17 protein-coding genes and 2 pseudogenes are annotated in these 21,043 nt (G+C 64.9%); 6 read left to right on the top strand and 13 right to left on the bottom strand.

From position 1 onward, the window contains the following. Positions 1-22 precede the first annotated feature (22 nt). A complete protein-coding gene (locus tag ACVIN2_RS04570) occupies positions 23-1,369 on the bottom strand; it encodes a caspase family protein (protein ID WP_456764659.1) in 1,347 nt (448 codons plus the stop codon). Positions 1,370-1,823: 454 nt separating this feature from the next. Between ACVIN2_RS04570 and ACVIN2_RS04565 the strand changes: the two genes are divergently transcribed. Further along, positions 1,824-2,438 carry a cupin gene (locus tag ACVIN2_RS04565; protein WP_456764658.1) on the top strand — a complete coding sequence of 205 codons (615 nt, stop codon included), beginning with the start codon at positions 1,824-1,826 and terminating at the stop codon, positions 2,436-2,438. Positions 2,439-2,503: 65 nt separating this feature from the next. On the opposite strand, the gene ACVIN2_RS04560 is transcribed toward ACVIN2_RS04565, so the two are convergent. Next, positions 2,504-3,226 (bottom strand): Crp/Fnr family transcriptional regulator, encoded by a 723-nt coding sequence (locus ACVIN2_RS04560; RefSeq protein ID WP_456764657.1) that lies wholly within the window; start codon positions 3,224-3,226, stop codon positions 2,504-2,506. Beyond that, a complete protein-coding gene (locus ACVIN2_RS04555) occupies positions 3,223-3,462 on the bottom strand; it encodes a hypothetical protein (protein WP_456764656.1) in 240 nt (79 codons plus the stop codon). The genes ACVIN2_RS04560 and ACVIN2_RS04555 overlap by 4 nt, the downstream gene beginning before the upstream one ends. Before the next feature lie 173 nt (positions 3,463-3,635). Between ACVIN2_RS04555 and ACVIN2_RS04550 the strand changes: the two genes are divergently transcribed. Continuing rightward, positions 3,636-4,373, top strand: a complete 738-nt coding sequence (locus ACVIN2_RS04550; RefSeq protein WP_027517529.1) for a Crp/Fnr family transcriptional regulator — start codon at positions 3,636-3,638, stop codon at positions 4,371-4,373. On the opposite strand, the pseudogene ACVIN2_RS04545 reads toward ACVIN2_RS04550, so the two are convergent. The 10 genes and pseudogenes from ACVIN2_RS04545 to lptF form a co-directional block, all read right to left on the bottom strand. Further along, a pseudogene (locus tag ACVIN2_RS04545) lies at positions 4,352-5,103 on the bottom strand (Crp/Fnr family transcriptional regulator). The gene ACVIN2_RS04550 and the pseudogene ACVIN2_RS04545 overlap by 22 nt on opposite strands. Before the next feature lie 366 nt (positions 5,104-5,469). Beyond that, complete coding sequence (locus ACVIN2_RS04540) at positions 5,470-5,706, bottom strand: hypothetical protein (RefSeq protein WP_007609339.1); 237 nt, start codon at positions 5,704-5,706, stop codon at positions 5,470-5,472. Between the two features lie 73 nt (positions 5,707-5,779). Beyond that, positions 5,780-5,940 (bottom strand): annotated as a pseudogene (locus ACVIN2_RS04535) (Flp family type IVb pilin). Positions 5,941-6,101: 161 nt separating this feature from the next. Beyond that, positions 6,102-7,160 (bottom strand): alcohol dehydrogenase, encoded by a 1,059-nt coding sequence (locus tag ACVIN2_RS04530; protein WP_456764655.1) that lies wholly within the window; start codon positions 7,158-7,160, stop codon positions 6,102-6,104. A gap of 16 nt (positions 7,161-7,176) precedes the next feature. Then, complete coding sequence (gene rsmA / locus ACVIN2_RS04525) at positions 7,177-8,037, bottom strand: 16S rRNA (adenine(1518)-N(6)/adenine(1519)-N(6))-dimethyltransferase RsmA (protein WP_456764654.1); 861 nt, start codon at positions 8,035-8,037, stop codon at positions 7,177-7,179. After that, the gene (pdxA, locus tag ACVIN2_RS04520) at positions 8,034-9,050 is read right to left on the bottom strand and encodes a 4-hydroxythreonine-4-phosphate dehydrogenase PdxA (protein ID WP_456764653.1); all 1,017 of its coding nucleotides are present in this window, start codon (positions 9,048-9,050) and stop codon (positions 8,034-8,036) included. Before pdxA ends, rsmA begins: the two co-directional genes overlap by 4 nt. After that, positions 9,050-9,976, bottom strand: coding sequence for a peptidylprolyl isomerase (locus ACVIN2_RS04515; RefSeq protein ID WP_456764652.1), 927 nt, complete (start codon positions 9,974-9,976; stop codon positions 9,050-9,052). Before ACVIN2_RS04515 ends, pdxA begins: the two co-directional genes overlap by 1 nt. Positions 9,977-10,045: 69 nt before the next feature. Further along, complete coding sequence (locus ACVIN2_RS04510; RefSeq protein WP_456764651.1) at positions 10,046-12,535, bottom strand: LPS-assembly protein LptD; 2,490 nt, start codon at positions 12,533-12,535, stop codon at positions 10,046-10,048. Next, positions 12,535-13,632, bottom strand: coding sequence for an LPS export ABC transporter permease LptG (gene lptG / locus ACVIN2_RS04505; protein ID WP_027569681.1), 1,098 nt, complete (start codon positions 13,630-13,632; stop codon positions 12,535-12,537). The genes ACVIN2_RS04510 and lptG overlap by 1 nt, the downstream gene beginning before the upstream one ends. Next, a complete protein-coding gene (lptF, locus tag ACVIN2_RS04500; protein ID WP_027569682.1) occupies positions 13,629-14,798 on the bottom strand; it encodes an LPS export ABC transporter permease LptF in 1,170 nt (389 codons plus the stop codon). Before lptF ends, lptG begins: the two co-directional genes overlap by 4 nt. 340 nt (positions 14,799-15,138) lie before the next feature. On the opposite strand from lptF, the gene ACVIN2_RS04495 reads away from it, so the two are divergent. The 4 genes from ACVIN2_RS04495 (at position 15,139) to ACVIN2_RS04480 (ending at position 21,040) form a co-directional block, all read left to right on the top strand. After that, the gene (locus tag ACVIN2_RS04495; RefSeq protein ID WP_456764650.1) at positions 15,139-16,638 is read left to right on the top strand and encodes a leucyl aminopeptidase; all 1,500 of its coding nucleotides are present in this window, start codon (positions 15,139-15,141) and stop codon (positions 16,636-16,638) included. A gap of 6 nt (positions 16,639-16,644) precedes the next feature. Next, the gene (locus ACVIN2_RS04490) at positions 16,645-17,097 is read left to right on the top strand and encodes a DNA polymerase III subunit chi (RefSeq protein ID WP_354163483.1); all 453 of its coding nucleotides are present in this window, start codon (positions 16,645-16,647) and stop codon (positions 17,095-17,097) included. Positions 17,098-17,263: 166 nt separating this feature from the next. Then, a complete protein-coding gene (locus ACVIN2_RS04485) occupies positions 17,264-17,755 on the top strand; it encodes a hypothetical protein (protein ID WP_456764649.1) in 492 nt (163 codons plus the stop codon). Positions 17,756-18,193: 438 nt separating this feature from the next. Further along, positions 18,194-21,040, top strand: coding sequence for a beta strand repeat-containing protein (locus tag ACVIN2_RS04480; RefSeq protein WP_456764648.1), 2,847 nt, complete (start codon positions 18,194-18,196; stop codon positions 21,038-21,040). The last annotated feature ends 3 nt before the right edge of the window (positions 21,041-21,043 follow it).

Below are 21,043 nucleotides of genomic sequence, written 5' to 3'. Positions count from 1 at the left end.
ATCCAAAAAATGAAAAATCGTATCAGCGGCCGGAGCCGTCGGCACAGACGGAACCGATAATGCGGCAAGCTTTGCCAGCCTTGCCGCATTCGTCAAGCGCGGCGTCTTTCGCGCGCTGCACGCTGTCGCGCTGGACCAGCGACCAGGATTTGTCGGAGATCGCGAACGCGCCGCAGCGGTTGCCATAGAAGGACAGCTCGATCGGACATTTGGCGCCCGCGCAATTGCCGCGCGCATCCGCCACCGCCGCGCGCCGCGAGGCGTGGTTCCAGGAGATGCCCCATTTACTGCCGTCGGGCCCGTAGACGATCGAGCCCCATGGCTTCAGGTCCTCCATCTTGCGCATCCGCAGCAGCAGGCCTTCGGTGGCTTCGCCTGTCGGTGCCATGGAAATCCGCTGCTGCAGCTTCGTGATCGCGCGGGTCAGTCCATCAGGGCTGTCAGGATCGAAATTGAGCTCGTAGAGCCGCTCGCTGAGCTCGCTCAGCAGGGCGGCATCGCGCAACGGGACGCGGTCCGGATCGGCGCGCAGCCGATCCGCCGGCACAGGATCAGGCTGCATCGCTGCGACCTGCGGCGGGGCGGTTTGCGTCGGGGGTACGAAATAGAAGGTGCCGTCGATCGGCGAGGACGACACCCAGGGCTGCTGCGCGCCGGAGGTGGCGCGCTTCACCGCGAGGCCGACCTGGTTGAAGGTCTGGAACACGTCGAGGCCCGCGGTCCGGACCGTCGCGGCCAATGCTTTTGTGTAGGGGCTGTGGCCGTCGCTTCCGTCCTGGGCGACATTGCCGGGTTGGGTTGCGTAGGAGATCAGCGTGCCCTCGGGCGCGCGCATCTGCGCGAGACCGCCATCGGAGGCGCGCAGGCCGCGTGAGCCGAACGGGTTGTTGCGGCAGGCGTCCAGGATCACGAGGTTGAGGCGCGTGCCCGATCCCTGCATCTGGCGCAGCACGAGGTTGACGTCGGTCATCTGGAAGTCGACGTCGGCCTCGCGCGTCGGGTTGGCGCCGACAGGCACGAGATAGTTGGCGCCCGAGACCTGCACGCCGTGGCCGGCATAATAGAACAGCGCGACGTCGGCGCCCTGCACCTGCCGGCCAAAGCTCTGCACCGCCAGGTCCATCGCGCCCTTGTCGAGATCGAGCTGGGCGCGGCCTCCGACCAGCGTGAAGCCGAGCAAGCCAAGCGTCTCCGCCATCAGGCTCGCGTCCTTGGATGGATTGTCGAGCGGCGTGATGTTCTTGTAGGCGGAGTTGCCGACCACGAGCGCGATGCGCTTCTCGGCCGATGCCGGGTGCGTGGCGACGACGAGCAGGGCCGCGACCAGCGTCGCCAGCCCCGGGACGCGATTGAAAATCCTCGCGCGCATCAAAATTCCCCAAGAATAATGGCGTCAGTCTAACAGTCCGGCGCGCCGGCGAAAAGCGGTGCGGCGTTTGTACCGGCCGTCATGCCCGGCGATGACGCGGATAGGCCGCGTTGCGTATTCGCAGGCGAGGGGCCATGGCTTCGCGTTCCCGCGGCAGATTCTGCCCGAGCCTTTGGTTCATCGCCCAGTGGAAGCCAAAGGGCGCAGGGAAGGCCGGGCGCCGGCGGCACCCGTTGGTCCGTGCGCTACAGGAGTGCACACGGGGTGGACCGATGGGGTGGCCGATCGCCCGGCCTTCCCTGCGCGGATGGTTTTAACGGTGTCCTTCGTGCTCTCCCCGGGGAGCGATGCACTGTTGCCCCCGTCGCCCCGCCGATGGCTGATGCGCGCCGGCCGATCCCGCGTCCGGAAACTTCCCGAGGCGCAGACGTTTGATTGAGTCTGAGGAGACGCCATGCCGATCAAGGATCAGATCAAGAATCTCGCCAAGAAGCTCGTGGAGGATCATCCCGACGCGGCAACGCTGCGGGCGCTTGTGCGGGCTCGGAAGCCGGCAGCCATCCGTTTCCAGGACGATGGCATCGTGCCGAATAACCCGCATTTTCCCGTGTTGCTCTATCGCGGCGCGGTGAACCTGAAGAGCCGGCGTTTTGCTCCAGAGGTCATCGTCGACACGCTGTTCGATGGTCATGGCTGGGGCCGCTCCTGGCGCGATACGGTCTACGACTTTGTCCACTATCATTCGCAGATCCACGAAGTGATGGGCGTTGCACGCGGCACGGCCAGGATCGAGTGCGGCGGGATCAAGGGACGAATCCTGAGCGTGAAGGCCGGAGACGTTCTGGTCCTTCCCGCAGGCACCGGACACCGGCTGATCGAGTCCAGCCGGGACTTCCTGGTCGTCGGAGCGTATCCGCAGGAGGGGACGTATGACGAGTGCACGGATACGCGAGAGCGTCCTGATGCCAGCAAACGCATCGCCAAGGTCCGCAAGCCGAAGACCGATCCCGTGCCGGGTGCCGGTGGCCCGCTGCTCAAATCATGGCGAATAAAGTCATCGCGATCCTGACGCGCGCGGATCGGTCTCGCTGTGCCGGTTTCGAGTGTCGTTCGTTGGAACGCCGCCCGCCTCGCTCAGGTCAGATAATCCGGCGTGAAATCCGCGAGCGCGCGGAGTTCGTCGGGTTGCAACAGCTCGATCTCGCTTCCCTCCCAGGCAATCAATCGGCGGCCTCTCAGCTCCTGGATGGTGCGATTGACGTGGACGATCGACAATCCGCAGGCGTCGGCGACATGCCGCTGCGTCATCGGCATCTGGAAGCAGCGGTTCTTGACGAGGCCCACGACCTCCAGCCTTGCGGCGAGCTCACAGATCAGATGCGCTACCTTTGGCAGTGCCGCCTGTGCACCGAGGCGCGCGATCCATTGTCGCGAGATCGCCGCATCGATCAGCGTCTCGCGCCAGAACGCGCGGGTCAGGTGAATGGAGCCGTCAAGCAGCTGCTTGAGTTGGCTGTGTGCGACGTAGCCGACGATGGTGGGGCCGAGACCGACGAGGTCCGCATCCATCGGCGAGACCAGCAGCGTGTGCAGGCACGGCATGTCGCCCGGAACGTGGAAGGCGAGGATCTGGCTGCGATCGCCGACGATGCGAGCCTGGTAGAGGAATCCGCTGACGACGAAAACGCAGCGAGAGGCATCTTCACCCTGGCGCAGCACGATCTCGCCGTCCGAAACCTGACGGAGCGTGGACGGCAGGCCAGCGATCTGGCGGCGTTCGTCTTCTGAGAGGCCTTCAATCGCCTGGAGATGAGCGATGAACTTCGGGTGCGGCATGGACAGCAGGAGGTGTTTCACTCGTCACGCGGCATCGCCGGGTCGAGCAGGCGTTGGGAGAGTTTTGCGATGGTCCAATCGGAGACGGGAACCGCCTGGAACTCGCGGATGGCGCGCGCAAGCTCCTGATCCGACATCGGCTGCGCCGGCTCCTTCAACCTGCCTTGCAGGAAGGCATGGCTGATACTGTCTAGGTGCTCGCCCGAATCTGATGCGAACAGGTGGCGAATGCGCTTCAGGATCGTCGTGGGGCTCATGCGAAGGGCGGGCGCAGTCAGCGATCGAGGGATGGTGGGCCCGCGACCCTGTACCGTCGCAAACCGGTAGCAACCTGTGCTTCCGACCAGCGTTCTAGTCCGCTGGATACAGGCCAGATGTATCATTTGATCGAACCGGCAGGATTTTTGGCGGGACACATGGAACGGGACACATGGAAAAAGCCCATGACGTGCTGATCCGGAACCTCGGCGAGCACACCGCGCTCGCACAGGAGGATGTCGCCGAAATTCGCGGGCTGACTTTTGTGCAGCGCGAGTTCGCGCCGAACGAGGATTTCATCCGTCAGGGTGACGAACCCGAGCATTCGGCGCTGGTCGTCTCCGGCATGATCGCGCGCTACCATCTGCTCGACAGCGGCCGGCGGCAATATCTCGCGTTCCATCTGTCCGGCGACCTGCCGGATTCCCAGGGCTTGTTCATCGACCAGATGGACCATGGGCTCTGCGCCCTCGGGCCCGCCTCGGTGGCCTTCATCCCGCACCGCGAATTGCTCAACGCGTTCCGTCGGCGGCCGACCTTCGCGCTCTCGGTCTGGCGCGAGACCTTGCTCGATGCCGCGATCTTTCGCGAGGCCATCACCAACAACAGCGCCCGGCCGATGCACACGCGCATGGCACACCTGTTCTGCGAGCTGTTCTACCGCGCGCGGGCCGCGCAGCTCGTTCGCGGCAATCGCTGCCGTCTGCCGATCAGCCTGGCGCAGCTCGGCGAGACGCTGGGCATGGCGATCGCGACGGTGAACCGGACGCTCGCCGACCTCAGGCGGAGCGGGACCATGGACTTGCGCGACAGCGAGCTGATCGTGCTGAAATGGCGCGAACTGCAGCGGCTCGGAGGCTTCAGTCCGACCTATCTGCACCTCAAGCGTCAGTCGCCGCCGCGCGCCTGAGGCCGCAATGTGTCAGCTACTGGCAGATGCCGCGCGCCGAGCACTTCGTCGAAATGCTTCTTCACCCAATCGTTGCAACGGCAGGCTCTGGCTTCAAGCGCGGGCGCGTCGAGGATCAGGATGGCGCCACGGCGTGTCGCGAGGATCCGCCTCGCCTTGAACATCTGGATGACGCGGCTGGCATAGCTGCGGGAGACGCCGAGCATGCCGGCAAGCTGCTCGTGGGTGAGTGGGATCTCGGGGCCGCCGACGTGCTCCTGCGCCGAGATGATCCACTTGGCGGCGCGCTGCTCGATCGAATGCGCGGCATTGCAGGCCGCGGTCTGGAGCAGCTGCGCGAACTGGCAGTCGGCGTAGCGCGAGAACACCTGCTGGAGCGTGGCCGACCTCTGCTGGGCCTGCTCGAGCGCGCGCGGCGGCAACCGCATCAGGGTGCCGCCCAGCTTCACGACGATGCGCGAATAGGCCAGCGAGGCACTGCGGCCGGCGGCAATGCCCACCGCGCCCTCGCGCCCGACTAGCAGGCTTTCGACTTCGCGATCGTCCTCGACCGGCACGGCGAACGACACGAGTGTCGAGCGGCAGGGAAAATGGACCGCCGTGACCTCGTCGCCGGCGTGATGCAGGATATGGCTCGCCTCGAGTTCGACCTGCTGGAGGTGCGGCGCGAGCAGTTCGAAATCCGGGCGGCTGAGCCGCTGGAGAAGATCGTTCTGGGCCGACCGGTCACATGTGTTGCTCTGGCCGGGAATCGGCACCGGCTAGAACCCTACGTTTCCGTGACCGAGCCGACGGTTCCAAAGTGCACACAAGGCGTTTTTCAATCGTTGAAAAAGTGGCCTCCGGTCTGCGGAATTCCGGGAGCTGCTGGCGAGGCGAATGGCGCGCGAGGCAAATGGCGCGGCCGAACCGTCGGCCTTCAACTTCACGAACTCTGTGCAGGAGTGCACACAGCAGGGGCGCGGACCGGCGTAGCGTCCTCGTCGCGGAGCACCGCACCCCGTGCGCTCTGCCCGACGGACCGCCGGCCTATACCTCGAACGCCGCCGGGCCGGCGGACCCGAGGGCGGCGAGGATGTTCATCATCCGACGTTCGTCACCCGAAGCGTGCTTCGCAATCATGCGCGGGCCGGCTTTTTTCCGCGTGGGCGCGATAGGCATCGATCGCCCTGTTGGCGAGCATCAGTTGCCGGCGTTCACCGGTCCTGAGCTGGGCTTCAATGGCATCGAGCAGGACGTTCGCGGTCTCGTCCGGAGAGCCGAGCTCTCCGCTCTGCTCCAGGAAGCTCCAGGCGATGAAGAATGCGTTCTCGACGGTGCAGCGAATGGACATGGCTGCCAACGCGGCGCGGCCGTTGCCGTTCCGCGGGACCGACGAATGCAGTGAATTAGCGCGTGTGCCCGCGTTACTTCAGCGAGCTGCTGATCGAGGTGAACTTCTTGTTCAGCGTCGCGCCGAGATTGTGGACGACGGGATGATCGCGAGCGCGATGCCGGCGGCGATCAGGCCGTACTCGATCGCTGTGGCGCCGGACTCGTCGGCGAGGAAGCGGCGGATGGTCCGCATGGTCCTGCCAGAATTCCAATAAGAGAGCTGGCGAGGACCATAATCCGCACAGAGCGGGTTCCCCAATTTGGAACACCGGCTTGCGTCAACATCGAGCTAATCGCGATCTTGAAGCCGGCAGCGAGATGCTGACGCCCGCCGCCTCGCGCTTCTCGCGCATGCTAGTTCTTGAGTACGATGCGGCCAACGACCTTGCCGGCGCGAAGCTCGTCGATCCAGGTCTGGACGTCGCCCATCGGCTCCTCGCGCATTGGCGTCGGCTTGATCTTGCCGGCGCGCGCGAGCGCCATCAGCTCGTGGGCCTCGGTGAGCGTGCCGACCATGAAGCCCTCGATGGTCATGCGCTTGTAGACCCATTGCACCATCGGTAGCGTGAACTGGCCGCCCATCAGGCCGGAGACCACGATCTTGCCGCCGCGCGCGGCGACCGCGACCGCGAAAGCCATGGATTTCTCGTTGCCCGCGAAATCGACGATCTCGTCGAAGCCGCCATCGGTTTCCTTGAGGATGCGCTTGATCACTTCGGGCTCGGCCGGATCGTAGGCCACCGCCGCGCCGTTCTTCAGCGCGGTCTCGCGCGCGGCACCGCTGAGATCGGCGACCGTGATCGGCTGCTTGAACATGGCCGCCGCGAAGGAAAGGCCCATCATGCCGACGCCGCCGAGGCCGATCAGCAGGAGATTGCGCTGGCGCGGACGGTCGACCAGGCGCTTGAGCGCGCCATAGGCGGTGACGCCGGAGCACATCAGCGTCGCGGCCTGGTTGACGGGCAGGGGATCGTAGTCGAGCAGATATTTCGCGTCGGGCACCAGCACGTGGGTGGCGAAGCCGCCGTCGATGGAGACGCCGAGAAAGCGCTGCCTGGCGCAGAGGTTCTCGTCGCCATTGGCGCAGTCGCGGCACTGGCCGCAACCGATCCACGGAAACACCGCCTTCTTGCTGCCGACGAGACCGGCGAACACGTCGGGGCCGACTTCGTCGACCACGCCCGCGATCTCGTGGCCGAGCGTGAAGGGCAGCGTCATGCCGCGCGTGGTGTCGAGCTTCTTGCCGCCGCCGAGATCGGCGTAGCCGTCCTGGATGTGCAGATCGGAGTGGCAGAGGCCGCAGCGCTCGATGCGCACCAGCACCTCGCCTCCTTGCGGCTTCGGCGTGTCGACGATGGTCTCGCACAGCGGCGCATCGAACTTGACGAGGGACTGCCGACGCATCAACGCCATATTTCTTCCTCCGAAATTATCTCTCTGTTTCGCTGCGTATATTGGCCAATTCACGGGCCATGGCAACAAAGCCGGAAATCGGAACGGTCTCTGCGCGCCGCGTCGCGTCGACGCCGGCAGCTGCAGCGAGCCGCGCGGGATCGGCGCCCAGCGCCTTCAGGCTTTGCCGCAGCATCTTGCGGCGCTGGCCGAAGGCGGCGGCGGCGACCTGTTCGAGCAGCTTGCGATCGCAGGCGAGAGGCGTTTCGCGCGGGATCAGTCGCACGACGGAAGACGTGACCTTCGGCGGCGGCACGAAGGCGGACGGCGCAATGTCGAACAGGATCTTGGTCTCGCAGCGCCAGTTGGCGAGCACGCCGAGCCGGCCGAAGGCCTCCTCGTCCTCGCGCGCCACGATGCGCTCGCCGACCTCGCGCTGGAACATCAGGACCATCATGTCGTACCAAGGCGGCCAGGGCTCGGTGGTGAGCCAGCCGACGAGAAGGTGGGTCGCGATGTTGTAGGGCAGGTTGGCGACGATTTTTGCTCGTTCGCCCGACAGCAGCGGGCGCGGGTCGAAGGTCATGGCGTCGCCATGCACGATCTGGAGACGGCCGGGATAGCGCGCGGAAATATCCTGCAAGGCAGGGATCGCCCGCTCGTCATGCTCGATGGCGATGACGCGTCTGGCGCCGAGTGCGAGCAAGGCGCGCGTCAATCCGCCCGGGCCGGGGCCGATCTCGATGATGGTAGAGTCCTCGAGCGGAGCCGCCGCACGCGCGATGCGCGCGGTGAGATTGAGGTCGAGGAGGAAGTTCTGGCCGAGCGATTTGCGGGCCGACAAAGCGTGCTGGCGAATGACCTCGCGAAGCGGCGGGAGGTCGTCGATCGCGCTCATCGGGTTTTCGCAGCCGCCATCCGGCTCGCAAGCCTCAACGCTGCGATCAGGCTTGCCGGATTGGCCTTGCCGGTCCCGGCGATGTCGAAGGCGGTGCCGTGGTCGGGCGAGGTGCGGATGAAGGGCAGGCCGAGCGTGACGTTGACCGCGTCGTCGAACGCCACCGTCTTGATCGGGATCAGCGCCTGGTCGTGGTACATGCAGACGGCGCAGTCATAGTTGTTTCGCGCGGCTTCGTGGAACATGGTGTCGGCGGGGAGCGGTCCCTTCGCCTCGATGCCGTCGCTGCGCAACGTCTTGATCGCCGGCGCGATCACGGTCTGCTCCTCCTGGCCGAGCGAGCCGTCCTCGCCCGCGTGCGGATTGAGGCCGGAGATCGCGATGCGCGGATTCGCGATTCCGAAGTGGGATTTGAGTTCGGTCGCGACGATGCGCACGGTCGAGACGATCAGCTCGCTGGTGAGCTGGGCCAGTGCGTCGCGCAAGGAGACGTGGATGGTCACGGGCACCACGGCGAGCCGCGGCGACCACAGCATCATCACCGGCTGCGGCACGCGGCCGTCTTCCGCGGCGAGCTCGGCGAGGAATTCGGTATGACCGGGATGGCGGAAGCCGGCGCGATAGAGCACGCTCTTGGCGATCGGATTGGTGACGACGGCGCCGGCGCGACCCTCGCTGACATCAGTGACTGCCTGGCGGATCGAGGCGAGCGCGGCCGGCGCGCTCGATGCGTTGGGCTTGCCTGGCTCGGCACTCGCGGGCTCGCCGGTCGCGACCACGGGCAGGGCCGCGGGGAAAGCGGCCCCGGCCTCGCCGGCGCTCACCGAAGCAATCCTGATTTCGGCGCCGAGCGCTTTGGAGCGGCGCGCGATCAGCGCCTCGTCGCCGAGCAGATAGAAGGCGGGCAGGTCCAGTTCGCGGCGCTTGAGCCAGGCTGCAATGGTGATGTCGGGGCCGATGCCGGCAGGTTCTCCCAGCGTCAGGGCGAGAGGCTTGGCAGGCTGCTGGGCCATCAGCGGTTGCGATACTCGATCATCGCCGCCTTGCGGAGGTCCTCGAGATAGGCCTTCTGGGTCTTCTCGTACTTCTCCTGATACATCTTCTCGCGGACCTCGCGCTTCTTCGGCGTGTCGATCATGGTCGGCTTGCGCGAGCACAGCACCACCATCTCGATGCCCGCCTTGGTCGTCTCGGGGGCGGTGAGGTGGCCGATCGGCGTGTCGTCGAGGACCTTGCGTAGCGCCTCGGGCAATTCAGCGGTGGTCTTGGTGACGATGTCGCGGATGGTGGCGTTCGGCGTGGAGCGGAACAACGAATTGGCTTCTTCGCAGCTTCCGACGCGCGAGCGATATTGCTCGGCCTCCTTATGCCGCGTCTCCAGGAACGCCGGCGACGATCCGCGCGGCACGATCAGCACGATCGGCTGCATCTTGTATTCGGTGCCCTCGATCTGCAGCTTGTCGCCGGTTTGGGCCTGCACGGCCTGCGCGACGTCCTTCTCACCGACCAACAGCTTTTCCTTGAAGCGGCCGCGCACGAGGCTGGTCCAGACCATCTCGGCCTTCATGCGGCTCTTCAGGGTTTCGGGGCGGACGCCCTTGACCTCGAGCGACTTGGTGAGCTGGTCCGGCGAGATGCGCATGCGCTGCGCCATGCCATCGTAGGACTGGTTGATGTCGGAGACGCCGGGATCGACCCCGTATTTCTTGCCTTCCTTCATCTTCACCCGGTCGTCGATCAGCTCGTTGATGACCTCCTGACGGGCCGGTGTCTTCTGCGTCGTCAGCTGGTCGAGCTTGGAGCGCTGGTCAATGTCGAAGTCGGTGATGGGATCGCCGTTCACCATCACGACGATGTTCTGCGCGCGCGACGGCGTGCCGGCCAGGAGCAGGGCGGTGAGGAGGAGGAAGAGGCGGAAGACAGGCAATGGGATCGTCATATTTGTCGCTCGCATGTCAGCCGCGGTGAACCTGCGATCGGAAACACGCGGCCGGCACCTTCAAACCAATCACTGGAGACCGCCGCCGGAACTGCTGGTCGTCGCTGTGTTCGCCAGCGTGCGCAGGCCGATCTGGAACATGATCGCGTGGTTCAGCACGGGCGGCGTCGCGCCTGCGGAATAGCTATACGCTGTTACATAGTTCAAGCCGAGCACAAAACAATCGTCGACGTAGCCGGCACCGAGCACATACTGGTTGATCTTGTTGGCCTCCAGGTCCCAGCGCGCCGAGCCCGTCACCACCCAATTGGCTGCGACCTTGATCGAGCCCGTCGTCAGGATGCCCTCGCGGCGTGTCAGATAGCCGAGTTCCGGCTGCGCCGCGTAATTGCCGTACAACATGCTGACGGACCAGCGGTTGAAGTTGGCGCGGCCTTCCGCCTCGAAGCGCTGGACGTTCCAGGTCTGCTCGTCCATGCGCGAGCGAACGCTGAACGTATAGGTGCTGTTGGGCGAATAGGCGGCGCTCGCCACATAGTCGGAGCGCGGCCTTTGCAGGCCGGAATCCACGCCCGTATTGATGGAGTCCTGGACCGCGAAGGAGTTCATGCCGAACAGCTGGTAGGACTGGCCGAACAGCGTCTTGATGGCGCCGCCCCTGTCGAACTGCATGGTGGACTGCACGCCGACATTGGCGCGGCCGCCGCCCTCGACACGGTCGTAGCCGGAGAACTTGTCCACGCTGAACAGGTTCGAAGCGTCGAACACCATGCTCTGCGCGTCCTCGTTCGGGAGCTTGCCGGCATAGGTCTCGTTCGGCCGAATGATGATCTGCGCGATCGGCTCGATGGTGGTCGAGCCCCAGGGCTGAACGTTAATGAAGGGGTAGCGGTATTCGAGGCCCACGGTCGGCATCAGGCGGAACGCCTGGGTGTCGCCGACAGGAAGATAGTTCGACACGCCCGGCTGGTTGGAGACCGAGGAGTTGATCGCATCGGCGCGGAGAATGGCGAAGGGCGTCCAGATTTCACCGAACGGATCGGTGAAGGATTTGCGCCATTGCGCTTCGGCCGTCAGGCGGGTGTAGGTGCCCGGGAAGCCGCGCATCAGGCACTGCGACGGCGTGCGCGCGAGCGGATCGGCCGATGCCGTCGTGCACAGGCTGTTGGTGTTGGCGAGCGTCGTGATCGGATCGAACACCGCGGTGTCACGCGACAGGTTCACGAAATTGGTCTTGTAGCTGAACTCGCCGCCGAAGACCGGATAGTTCAGCACGTTCGAATAGTCGATCACGGGGTAGACGACCGGCACCTGGCTCTGGTTGCCCGAGTAGCTCAGCCAGTACATCGTGCGCGCGTCGAAGAAGCTGCGATTGCCGACGCCGGTCAGGTAAAGCTGCGAGAGTGCATCCGTCGGCAGATACAGGAACGAGCCGAGCGGATCGCGATATTGCGACAGCCGATAGTCCGAGAAGAAATAATAGTCGGACATCAGGACGCCGTCCCAACCCCAGACCCATTTGTCGTTCAGCGCGAACTGACCCTTGGTGTCGACGGCGCCTCGGAATTGCTTGTCGCCGGGCTGGCCGGCGAGCGCGCTCCGATCGAGCTGGTCGATGCCGTAGACGCGGATCTGATAGGCGCCGTCCATCAGGCGCTGGCGGAATTCGGCCTGGAACAGCACGCCCTGCTTGGACGTGATGCGCGGGCTGAAGGTCGCGTCCATGTCGGGCGCGATCGCCCAGTAGAACGGAACCTCGACGCCGTAACCGAACGGCGTATTCGACGTGAAGCCCGGCATCAGGAAGCCGGTCTTGCGCTTCACGGTCGGGTCGGGCGTCGAGAAATAGGGCATATAGGCGATCGGCACGCCGAAGAATTCGAGCTGCGCCGTCTCGAAATACAGCATCTTCTCCTGCTGGTCGTGGATGATGCGCGCACCCTTGACCTGCCACAGCGGCGGCTTCTTCGGATCGTCCTTGCACGGCGCGCAGGCCGTGTAGACGCCGTTCTCGAACACCGTGTAGTTGCCGCTGGAGCGATCGGAGCGGCTCGCCGCCATGCGGGTCTGGTCGGCCGTGTCGACGCGCAGCGAATCGACGAAACCGTCACGGTAGTCGTCGGATAGGTCCAGGATCTCGGCATAAGTGATCTTGCCGTCGGCATCCGTCATGCGGATGTTGCCTTCGGCATGGAGCCGCTTGGTCTTCTGGTCGTAGATGACCTTGTCGGCCTCGACGCTGGTGCCGTTGTAGAACAGCTGGACGTTACCGACCGCGGAGACGCGCGAATTGTTGTAGTCGTAATCGACCTCGGTCGCCTGAACCAGCATCTGGTTGTCGTTGACAGCCTTCGGCGGCTTCGCGCGCGGCGGCAGCGGATTGTAGGTGAAGCTCTGGGCGGAGGCCGGCGCAACGGCGGCAACGTCCACCACGCCACCGAGCGATGCCACGGCGGCGACAGCAAGCAGGAACCTGCGAATGGACAAGCCACACCCGTTCGCGCGCACCAATGTGCGCCGCGTCAAACGAGACACGGGCCCTCGGTGGACGGCCGTCACTATCCGTCCTCCTGATACAGCAAGGCCAAAAAGCCGGTGAGGCCGCCCACCACCACGGGCAACCACGCCGCAGCGATCGGATGCATCAACTCAGCCTTGCTCAAATCTTCAGTCACTTTCGACAGAACGTAGAGCAGAAAGCCTGCACCCACGCCACTCAAAACCATCTTCTGCACGCCGCCCATCCGGAAGAAGCGCAACGACACGGAAGCCGCGAGCATCACCATGGCCGCAAGCAAAAACGGCTGTGCCAGAAGCTTCTGATACTGGAGTCGGTATCCGGCTGTCGCGAAGCCCGAGCTTTCGGACGAGCGGATGTAGCTCGGTAGTTGCCAAAAGGACACAGTCTCGGGTGTGGAAAAGCTGTTGCGGACCTGCGCCTCGGTCAGCGTCGTCGGAATCTCCAGGCTGGCCTGATCGACCGGCGGCGAATCCAGCGAGAAGCGGCGGACGCCCTTGAACAGCCAACGGCCGGCCTCGAGCGTCGCCTCGCGCGCCTCGACCCGCTCCTTGAAGTGCTGCTCTGTGTCAAACCGGAACAGGGTGAGCCCAGTGAGCCGGACGCCCTGCTGCTCGCTACGCGCCGCGTTGATGATGGTCTGGCCGTCATTGGTGACCTGATTGAGCCAGAAGCCGGAGGCGTCCTGAATGCCGCCGCCCGGCGCCGAGCCGAACAGCTCGGCTTCCATGCGCTTGGAGAGCTCGCGCAGATTGGCCGACATCGGATTGTAGGCGACGGTGGCGATCACGCCGATCAGCAGCGCGCTGCCGAGCGCCGGCGAGATGAATTGCCATGCGGAGACGCCGGCGGCGCGCGCGACCACGAGCTCGAGCCGGCGGGAGAGGGCGAGATAGCAGGTCATGGCGCCGATCAGCATGCAGAACGGCGTCAGCTTCTCCAACAGTTGCGGCACGCGGAACAGCGAGGTCTCGGCCACCATGACCGCGGAGGCGGATGCGAGCCCCGAGGTCTTGCGCACCATCTCGATGTAATCGACCAGCACCAGCAACAGGAAAATGCTGGCGAACACGCCGAGCGCCGCGACCACGAAACGGCCGGCGAAATAGCGCCCGAGTGTGTTGGTGAGCATGCTCATGCGGTGGCCGGCCGTCGGAACAGCCGCGCGATGCGCGCGTTCGACCTGTTGATGGCCTCCATGAGGCGCGGCGGCGGCTCGACCACGAGGCCGCCAATGATGATCGCCAGCCCGAGGCCGATGGCACCGATGACCATCGCATATTGGACCAGCACCGCGCCCGGCGATTTCACCGCCATCACCGAGCAGGCAAAGCCGGCCATGCGCAGGCCGAACACGGCAAGAATCGATGAGCCGATCGAGAAATTGCGGCTCTGGCGCGTGGTGCGAGGCGCACCCAGGAACGCGAAGGTCAGCACGGCAAAGGCGAAGGGATAGATCGGCGCCAGCAGGCTGTCATGCAGGGCCGAGCGGAACTGGCCGGGAATCTGCTTGTAGACAGGGTCGTCCTCGGACGGCGAGAGCAGCTCCCAGAGATAACGCTCGCGGATGCCGAGGGTGACGTCGCGGCCCTGGCCCGAGAACTTCGACATGTCGAAGCCGTAGCGGCCGAACGCCACCAGCGCAGGATCGCGCTTGCCGGCCTCGAAGCGCTGGAGATTGCCGGTCTCCAGCACCAGGAACGATCCGTTGTCGTTCTTCACGACTTCGCCGTGCTCGGCGACGATCGAGACCCGCTCGTTCGGATCGCGGCGGTCGTCGATGAAGATGCCGGCGAGGATGCCGCCGGGCTGGCGTTCGCGAATCCGGATCGTCAGGTTCTTGTCGAGCTGGGCGAAGCGGCCGGGCTGCAGGATGTTGGTGAGCACGTCGGCGGTGATCTCGGCGTCCCACTGCTTGATCCGCCGCATGCCGTCGGGAGCGAGATAGGCCGCGATGAAGGCGACCAGCAGCGCCACGACGCAGGTGGCGTAGAAGAACGGATAGAACAGCCGGAACGGCGAGAAGCCGGCGGCATTCATCACGATGATCTCGGAATCCGTCGCGAGCTTGTTCAGCGTATGCGAGATCGCAATCATCAGCGCGATCGGCGAGATGATCAGGACCAGCGCGGGCACGACGAGGCTGGTGATGCCGAGGAAGGTCAGGATGGTCTGACCCTGGCTCGTCATCAGGTCGATGCCGCGCAACGCCTGCGTAATCCAGATCACGCCCGTGAGGCTGACCAGGACCAGCGCAAACGACGCGAGCGTCGTGCGGAAGATATACCTATCGATTGACCCCATGCGCTACCGCACGAATCCCACCAAGTCCCCAATGCCGGCCGGAATTCCGGCTGTCCAACCAATCCCCGCAAGGGGATCCCCAAGGTCGGCCAACCATCTCATCCGCCGGCTTACTCTCTCAGTACCATCCCTTTGATCCGTCAACAAAATGGCTGCCCCGTGGCACCCTCAATATATGGTTAATATTTCCCTCGTTGTGGCCCCTCGGCCACGGGGGGTGCTTGGCATCTGCCGGGCCGGTGGCCCATAGTGCGGCACGCCCAGTGAATCGCCGTTCAGCTCCGGCCCGTGGCCGGGACCGCCGATCGGTAAAAAGCGCAATGTTTTTGAGGAGTTACTCATGTCCGATGCCATCAAGGTCGGCTTCGTTCCATTGTCTGCCGCCGTCCGTGGCATCATGGTCGTGTTCTGCGATGACGGTCTGAAGCTCGGCCCGGCGACCGCCAAGGCGCTCGGCGGCGCCACCGAACTCGTGAAGCGGGCGGCCACCGCCGCCGCCTTCAAGGGCAAAAGCGGCGCTGCGCTCGACATCCTTGCACCCGAGGGCGTGAAGGCCACCCGCCTGATCGTGATCGGCGCTGGCAAGGCGGCCGGCCTGAAGGCCAACGACTTCCTCAAATTCGGCGGCGTGGCGGCGAGCAAGCTTCCGGCCGGGGCGACGGCCATGACCATCATGGCGGAACTGCCCAATGGCGCCATGACGAGCGAGCAGGCGGTCGCGATCGCCTCGGGCCTGCGGCTGCGCACCTACAAGTTCGACCGCTACAAGACCAAGAAGAAGGAGGGCGAGGAGGGCGGCACGCGCGCCGACGTCTCGTTTGCGGTCGGCGATGTCGTCGCCGCGAAGAAGGCGTTTGCATCGGCCGCTGCGATCGTGGACGGCGTGGTCATTGCGCGCGACCTCGTCAACGAGCCGCCGAACGTACTTTTCCCCGAGGAGTTCGCGCGCCGCGCGGGCCTGCTCCGCAAGCTCGGAGTCAAGATCGAGGTGCTCGACGTCAAGGCGATGGACAAGCTCGGCATGGGCGCCCTGCTCGGCGTCGGCCAGGGCTCGGCGCGGCCGAGCCGCACCGTGATCATGCGTTGGGACGGCGGCAAGAAGGGTGAGGCGCCGGTTGCCTTCGTCGGCAAGGGCGTCTGCTTCGATACCGGCGGCATTTCGATCAAGCCGGCCGGCAGCATGGAGGACATGAAGGGCGACATGGGCGGCGCTGCCTGCGTCGTCGGCCTGATGCATGCGCTCGCGGCACGCAAGGCCAAGGTCAACGTCGTCGGTGCCATCGGCCTCGTCGAGAACATGCCGGACGGCAACGCGCAGCGCCCGGGCGACATCGTCACCTCGATGTCGGGCCAGACCATCGAGATCATCAACACCGACGCGGAAGGCCGCCTGGTGCTCGCCGACGTGCTCTGGTACGTGGCTAAGAAAACCAAACCGAAATTCATGGTGGATCTGGCGACGTTGACCGGCGCCATCGTGGTCGCGCTCGGCACCGAGCATGCCGGCATGTTCTCCAACAATGACGAGCTTGCCGAGCGGCTGCTGGCCGCCGGCATCGAGAGCGGCGAGAAGGTCTGGCGCCTGCCGCTTGGCCCCGAATACGACAAGCTGATCGATTCCCAGTTCGCCGACATGAAGAACACCGGCGGCCGCCATGGCGGCTCGATCACCGCGGCGCAGTTCCTCCAGCGCTTCGTGGACGGCACGCCCTGGGCGCATCTCGACATCGCCGGGACCGCCATGGGAGCGCCGAAGACCGACATCAACCACAGCTGGGGAAGTGGCTATGGCGTTCGCTTGCTCGACCGTCTGGTCGCCGACCATTACGAGCGCAAATGACCCGAGATGACTGAAGTCCTTTTCTACCATCTGCAAAACATGACGGTGGAGAACGTGTTGCCGCCGCTTCTCGAGAAATCACTCGAGCGCGGTTGGCGCGTCGTGGTGCAATCGACTTCGCCGGAGCGCGCCGATGCGCTCGACGCCCATTTGTGGACCTATCGCGACGATTCCTTCCTGCCGCACGCGACATGGCGTGTCAGCGACGCCGCCGATCAACCGATCGTGCTGGCGGTCGAGGAGGACAATCCGAACGGTGCCAATGTTCGCTTCCTTGTCGACAACGCCGCGCTGCCGCAGGACGCCCAGGGCTATGAGCGCATGGTGCTGCTGTTCGATGGCGACGATCCGGACGCGCTTGCGTTCGCCCGAAGCGCCTGGACGGATTGCAAGGCGCGGGGATTTGATGTCACCTATTGGCAGGCCGACGAACGGGGCCGGTGGCAGAAGCGGAATTAGCGGTCGCTCGCAATTAATGATAATTTGCACTTTTCGGGGGATGATGGCTTTTGTCACCTTCGTGCCGCAAAGTGGTGTTGGTACAATTGCTTAGGGCCGATCCTTCACTCGGGGAATTTAGTTTATCGTGCGACATCAAAAGCTTCCCAGCTCGCTCATAGTTGCGTTGGCGGCCGTAGCCCCGCTGGTGGCGGGCTGTTCGGGCGGGACCGATCTGTTGTCCAGGGATGCCCAGTGGTTCAACACGCCCAGCCGCCTGTTCATCAAAAGCATCTCGATCGAGTCACCGCCGCTGACCCCCGACAAGCCGGTTGGGGCCGAGGATCTGGTCAGCGCTGACGGCGCTTGTGCCGGCATGGCGCCGCCGCCCGGGCCGGCCGATGCGAATGCGTCGACGACCGCGCCGGCTCCGATGGGTGGCACCGTCGCGCTCGGCCACACCGAATGCGACGTGGTGCGCGGCATTGGCGCGCCCTCGAGCGTCAACCTCTCCGGTGACGCCGCCGGCAGGCGCGTTGCGGTCGTGACGTGGACGACCGGTCCGCGCGCCGGCATCTACACCTTCACGGCCGGCCGCCTGTCCTCGATCGAGGGCACGCCGGAGGCGCCGGTCATGCCGAAGGCGACCAAGCCGAAGTCGAAGAAGAAGTCGGCGTAAGGCGAGTCGGCCTTATGCCCTGAAGCTGGTTGCGGCTGTCGATGCGATCAGCCGCGCACGCTCGTCCCCATCGTCAAGCGGCTTTGCATCCCTATTGCGATGGCAGAGGCGTGAATCGTGATCTCTCCCGTTCGCGCTCGCCGGCGATCTTGTTCGAGAGTTTCGACATCGCGGATGCCGACCTTCGCCCAAAGCGCCTTCATTGCCTCGAGCCGCGTTCTTCCGCGCGTTGAAAATCACGAGGTCGTTACGCGTGATCCGTGATCAGGCGGTTCGTGATGAGCGAGCCTTCGCGTCCGCTCTCGAAAACTGCTCCGAAGCAAAACTGGAGGAAATCTCCAGAATAATCACGCGCGTCTCAAGCAGCGGTTCAAGAATGTCATGTGCGCGAATGCTACGCCTCGAAAGGAGGGGCTAGATCGATCGAAGGATATTTGGATGTCCATTACCTCTGTGTTTTCCCCGGTTACGGGGCAACTCACCATTTTCGGCGACAGCGCGAATAACGGCCTTGTGATAAGTCGCGACAAGTCCGGCCGCATCCTGGTCAATAACGGGCACGTGAAAACGGTTGGTGGCGAACCCACGGTCGGCAACACCACCGCGATCGACATTTTCGGTCAGGGCGGTGACGACACGATCACCGTCGACGAATGCCACGGACCGATGCCGGCGGTGCACATTTTCGGCGGCGACGGCAATGACAGGATCACCGGCGGCTCGGGAGCCGATCTTCTGTTTGGTCAGGCTGGCAACGATTTGATCAAAGGGGGCGGCGGCAACGATCTGCTGTTCGGCGGAGCGGGTAACGACGTCCTGGACGGCGGCAGCGGCGACAACCAGCTGTTCGGCGAGGCCGGCGACGACGTCATGATCTGGAATCCCGGCGGCGGCACCAACCTATTCGAGGGTGGTGAGGGCAACGATACGGCCGAGGTCAACGGAAACAACGGCGCCGAGACGTTCACGATCACGGCGAACGGCACCCGCGTGCGGCTCGACGGGACGGACGCGGCGCCGTTCTCGCTCGATATCGGCACGACGGAAAATCTCGTCCTGCACGGGGGCGGTGGCGACGATGTCATCACCGCGGGCAACGGGCTCGGCAGCCTGATCTCGCTGACGCTCGATGGCGGCGCCGGCAACGACAGGATCATCGGCGGCGACGGCAACGACCTCATCATCGGCGGCAGCGGCGACGATATCGTCAATGGCGGACGCGGCAACGACGTCGCCCAGCTCGGGAGTGGCGACGACACTTTCATCTGGAATCCCGGTGACGGCAGCGACACGGTCGAAGGCGGATCGGGCAGCGACAAGCTGCTTTTCAATGGGGCCAACATCAACGAGACCATCAACATCTCGGCCGATGGCGGCCGGGTGCGCTTCACCCGCGATGTCGCCAACATCACGATGGATCTCAACAGCGTCGAGCAGATCGAATTCGATGCGCGGGGCGGCGCCGACAACATCGCCGTCGGCGATCTCACCGGGACCGGCGTCAAGCAGGTGCTGGTTGATCTCGGAGCCGTTCCGGGAGGGACGCAAGGCGACGGCGCAGCTGATACGGTGACCGTCAACGGCAGCAACGGCAATCAGCACATCGAGGTCACAGCCACGGGCACGACGGTCACGGTCACGGGGCTGCCGGAGGTCGTGACGATCGCAAACGCAGAGGCCGGCAACGACCGGCTGGTCGTGCAGGCGCTCGGCGGCAACGACGTGATCGATGCATCCACGCTCGGCTCGGCGATCGGGCTGACCATCGACGGCGGGGCGGGCAACGACACCATCACCGGCAGCCAGGGAGCCGACACCCTGATCGGCGGGGACGGCAACGACAAGGTCATCGGCGGCCGCGGCAATGACGTCGCGCTTCTTGGCGCAGGCGACGACATCTTCACGTGGAATCCCGGTGACGGCAGCGACACTGTCGAAGGCGGCGCGGGAACCGATACGCTGGTGTTCAACGGCGCCAATGTGGCCGAGACGATGTCGATCTCGGCGAACGGAACCCGTGCGCTACTCACCCGTGACGTCGGTGCTATCGTCATGGACCTCGCTGGCGTCGAGCACGTGCAGATCGCGGCAGCAGGCGGCGCCGACAACATCACCGTCAACGATCTGACCGGGACAGGAATCACGCAGGTTGCCATCGACCTCAGTGCCGGCCCCGGCAGCCAGAGCGGCGATGGAGCGGCGGACCGCGTGACCGCGAACGGCACGACCGGTGACGACAACATATCGGTTGTGACCTCCGGCGGATCGATCGTGGTCAATGGCCTCGCTGCGCAGGTGACGATTGCACACGCGGACGCCGGTGATGTGCTCGGCATCAACGGCGGACAAGGCAATGACGTCATCAATGCGTCTTCTATCAAGGCGGGACAGTCGTTCAGCCTCAACATCAACGGCGGCGACGGCAACGACACCATCACCGGCAGTGCCGGTAATGACATTGTGAACGGCGGACGCGGCAACGATTTCGCCAATCTTGGTGCGGGCGACGACACCTTCGTTTGGAATCCCGGCGACGGCAGCGACACCGTCGAAGGCGGCAAGGGCACCGACACGCTGGCATTCAACGGCGCCAATATCAGCGAGACCATCAACATCTCGGCCAATGGCGGCCGGGTGCTGTTCACGCGAGATGTCGCCGCCATTGCGATGGACCTGAACGGGGTCGAACATGTCGACTTCAATGCTCTCGGCGGTGCCGACAACATTACGGTCGGCGACCTCTCCGGCACCGGCGTCAGCCAGGTCGACCTCGATCTCGGCGCCAATGACGGCGCCGCGGATACCGTGACCATCAACGCAACCGGCGGCAACGACGTCATCACGGTGACCGAGCACGACGGCATCATCACGGTGTCGGGGCTTGGCCAGGACATCAACATCACCGATGCCGGCGCGGGCGACAGGATCGTCATCAACGGTCTCGATGGCGATGACGTCATCACGGCTTCCGGCTTGCACGGCGGCATCCAGCTCGTTGCCAATGGCGGCAACGGCGACGACGTGCTGATCGGCAGCCCCGGCAACGACACGCTGGCAGGTGGTGCCGGCGATGACGTGCTGATCGGCGGCGGCGGCCTCGACATCCTGGACGGCGGCACCGGCAACAACGTCGTTATCCAGGGCGGAGCGTTCGCGGCCGCGATGCTGCTCAACCAGGCCATGGCGGCGAGCTTCGTCCCGGCAGGTGAGGGCAACGGCGAGATGCCGCTGCCCGATCCGCACGCGGCGCAGAGCCAGGTGCTCGCACCGCCCCAGCACGCCTGAAGC

The sequence above is a fragment of the Bradyrhizobium sp. USDA 3650 genome (assembly GCF_054057395.1).
This window is presented reverse-complemented; position numbering and strand designations above follow the sequence as displayed.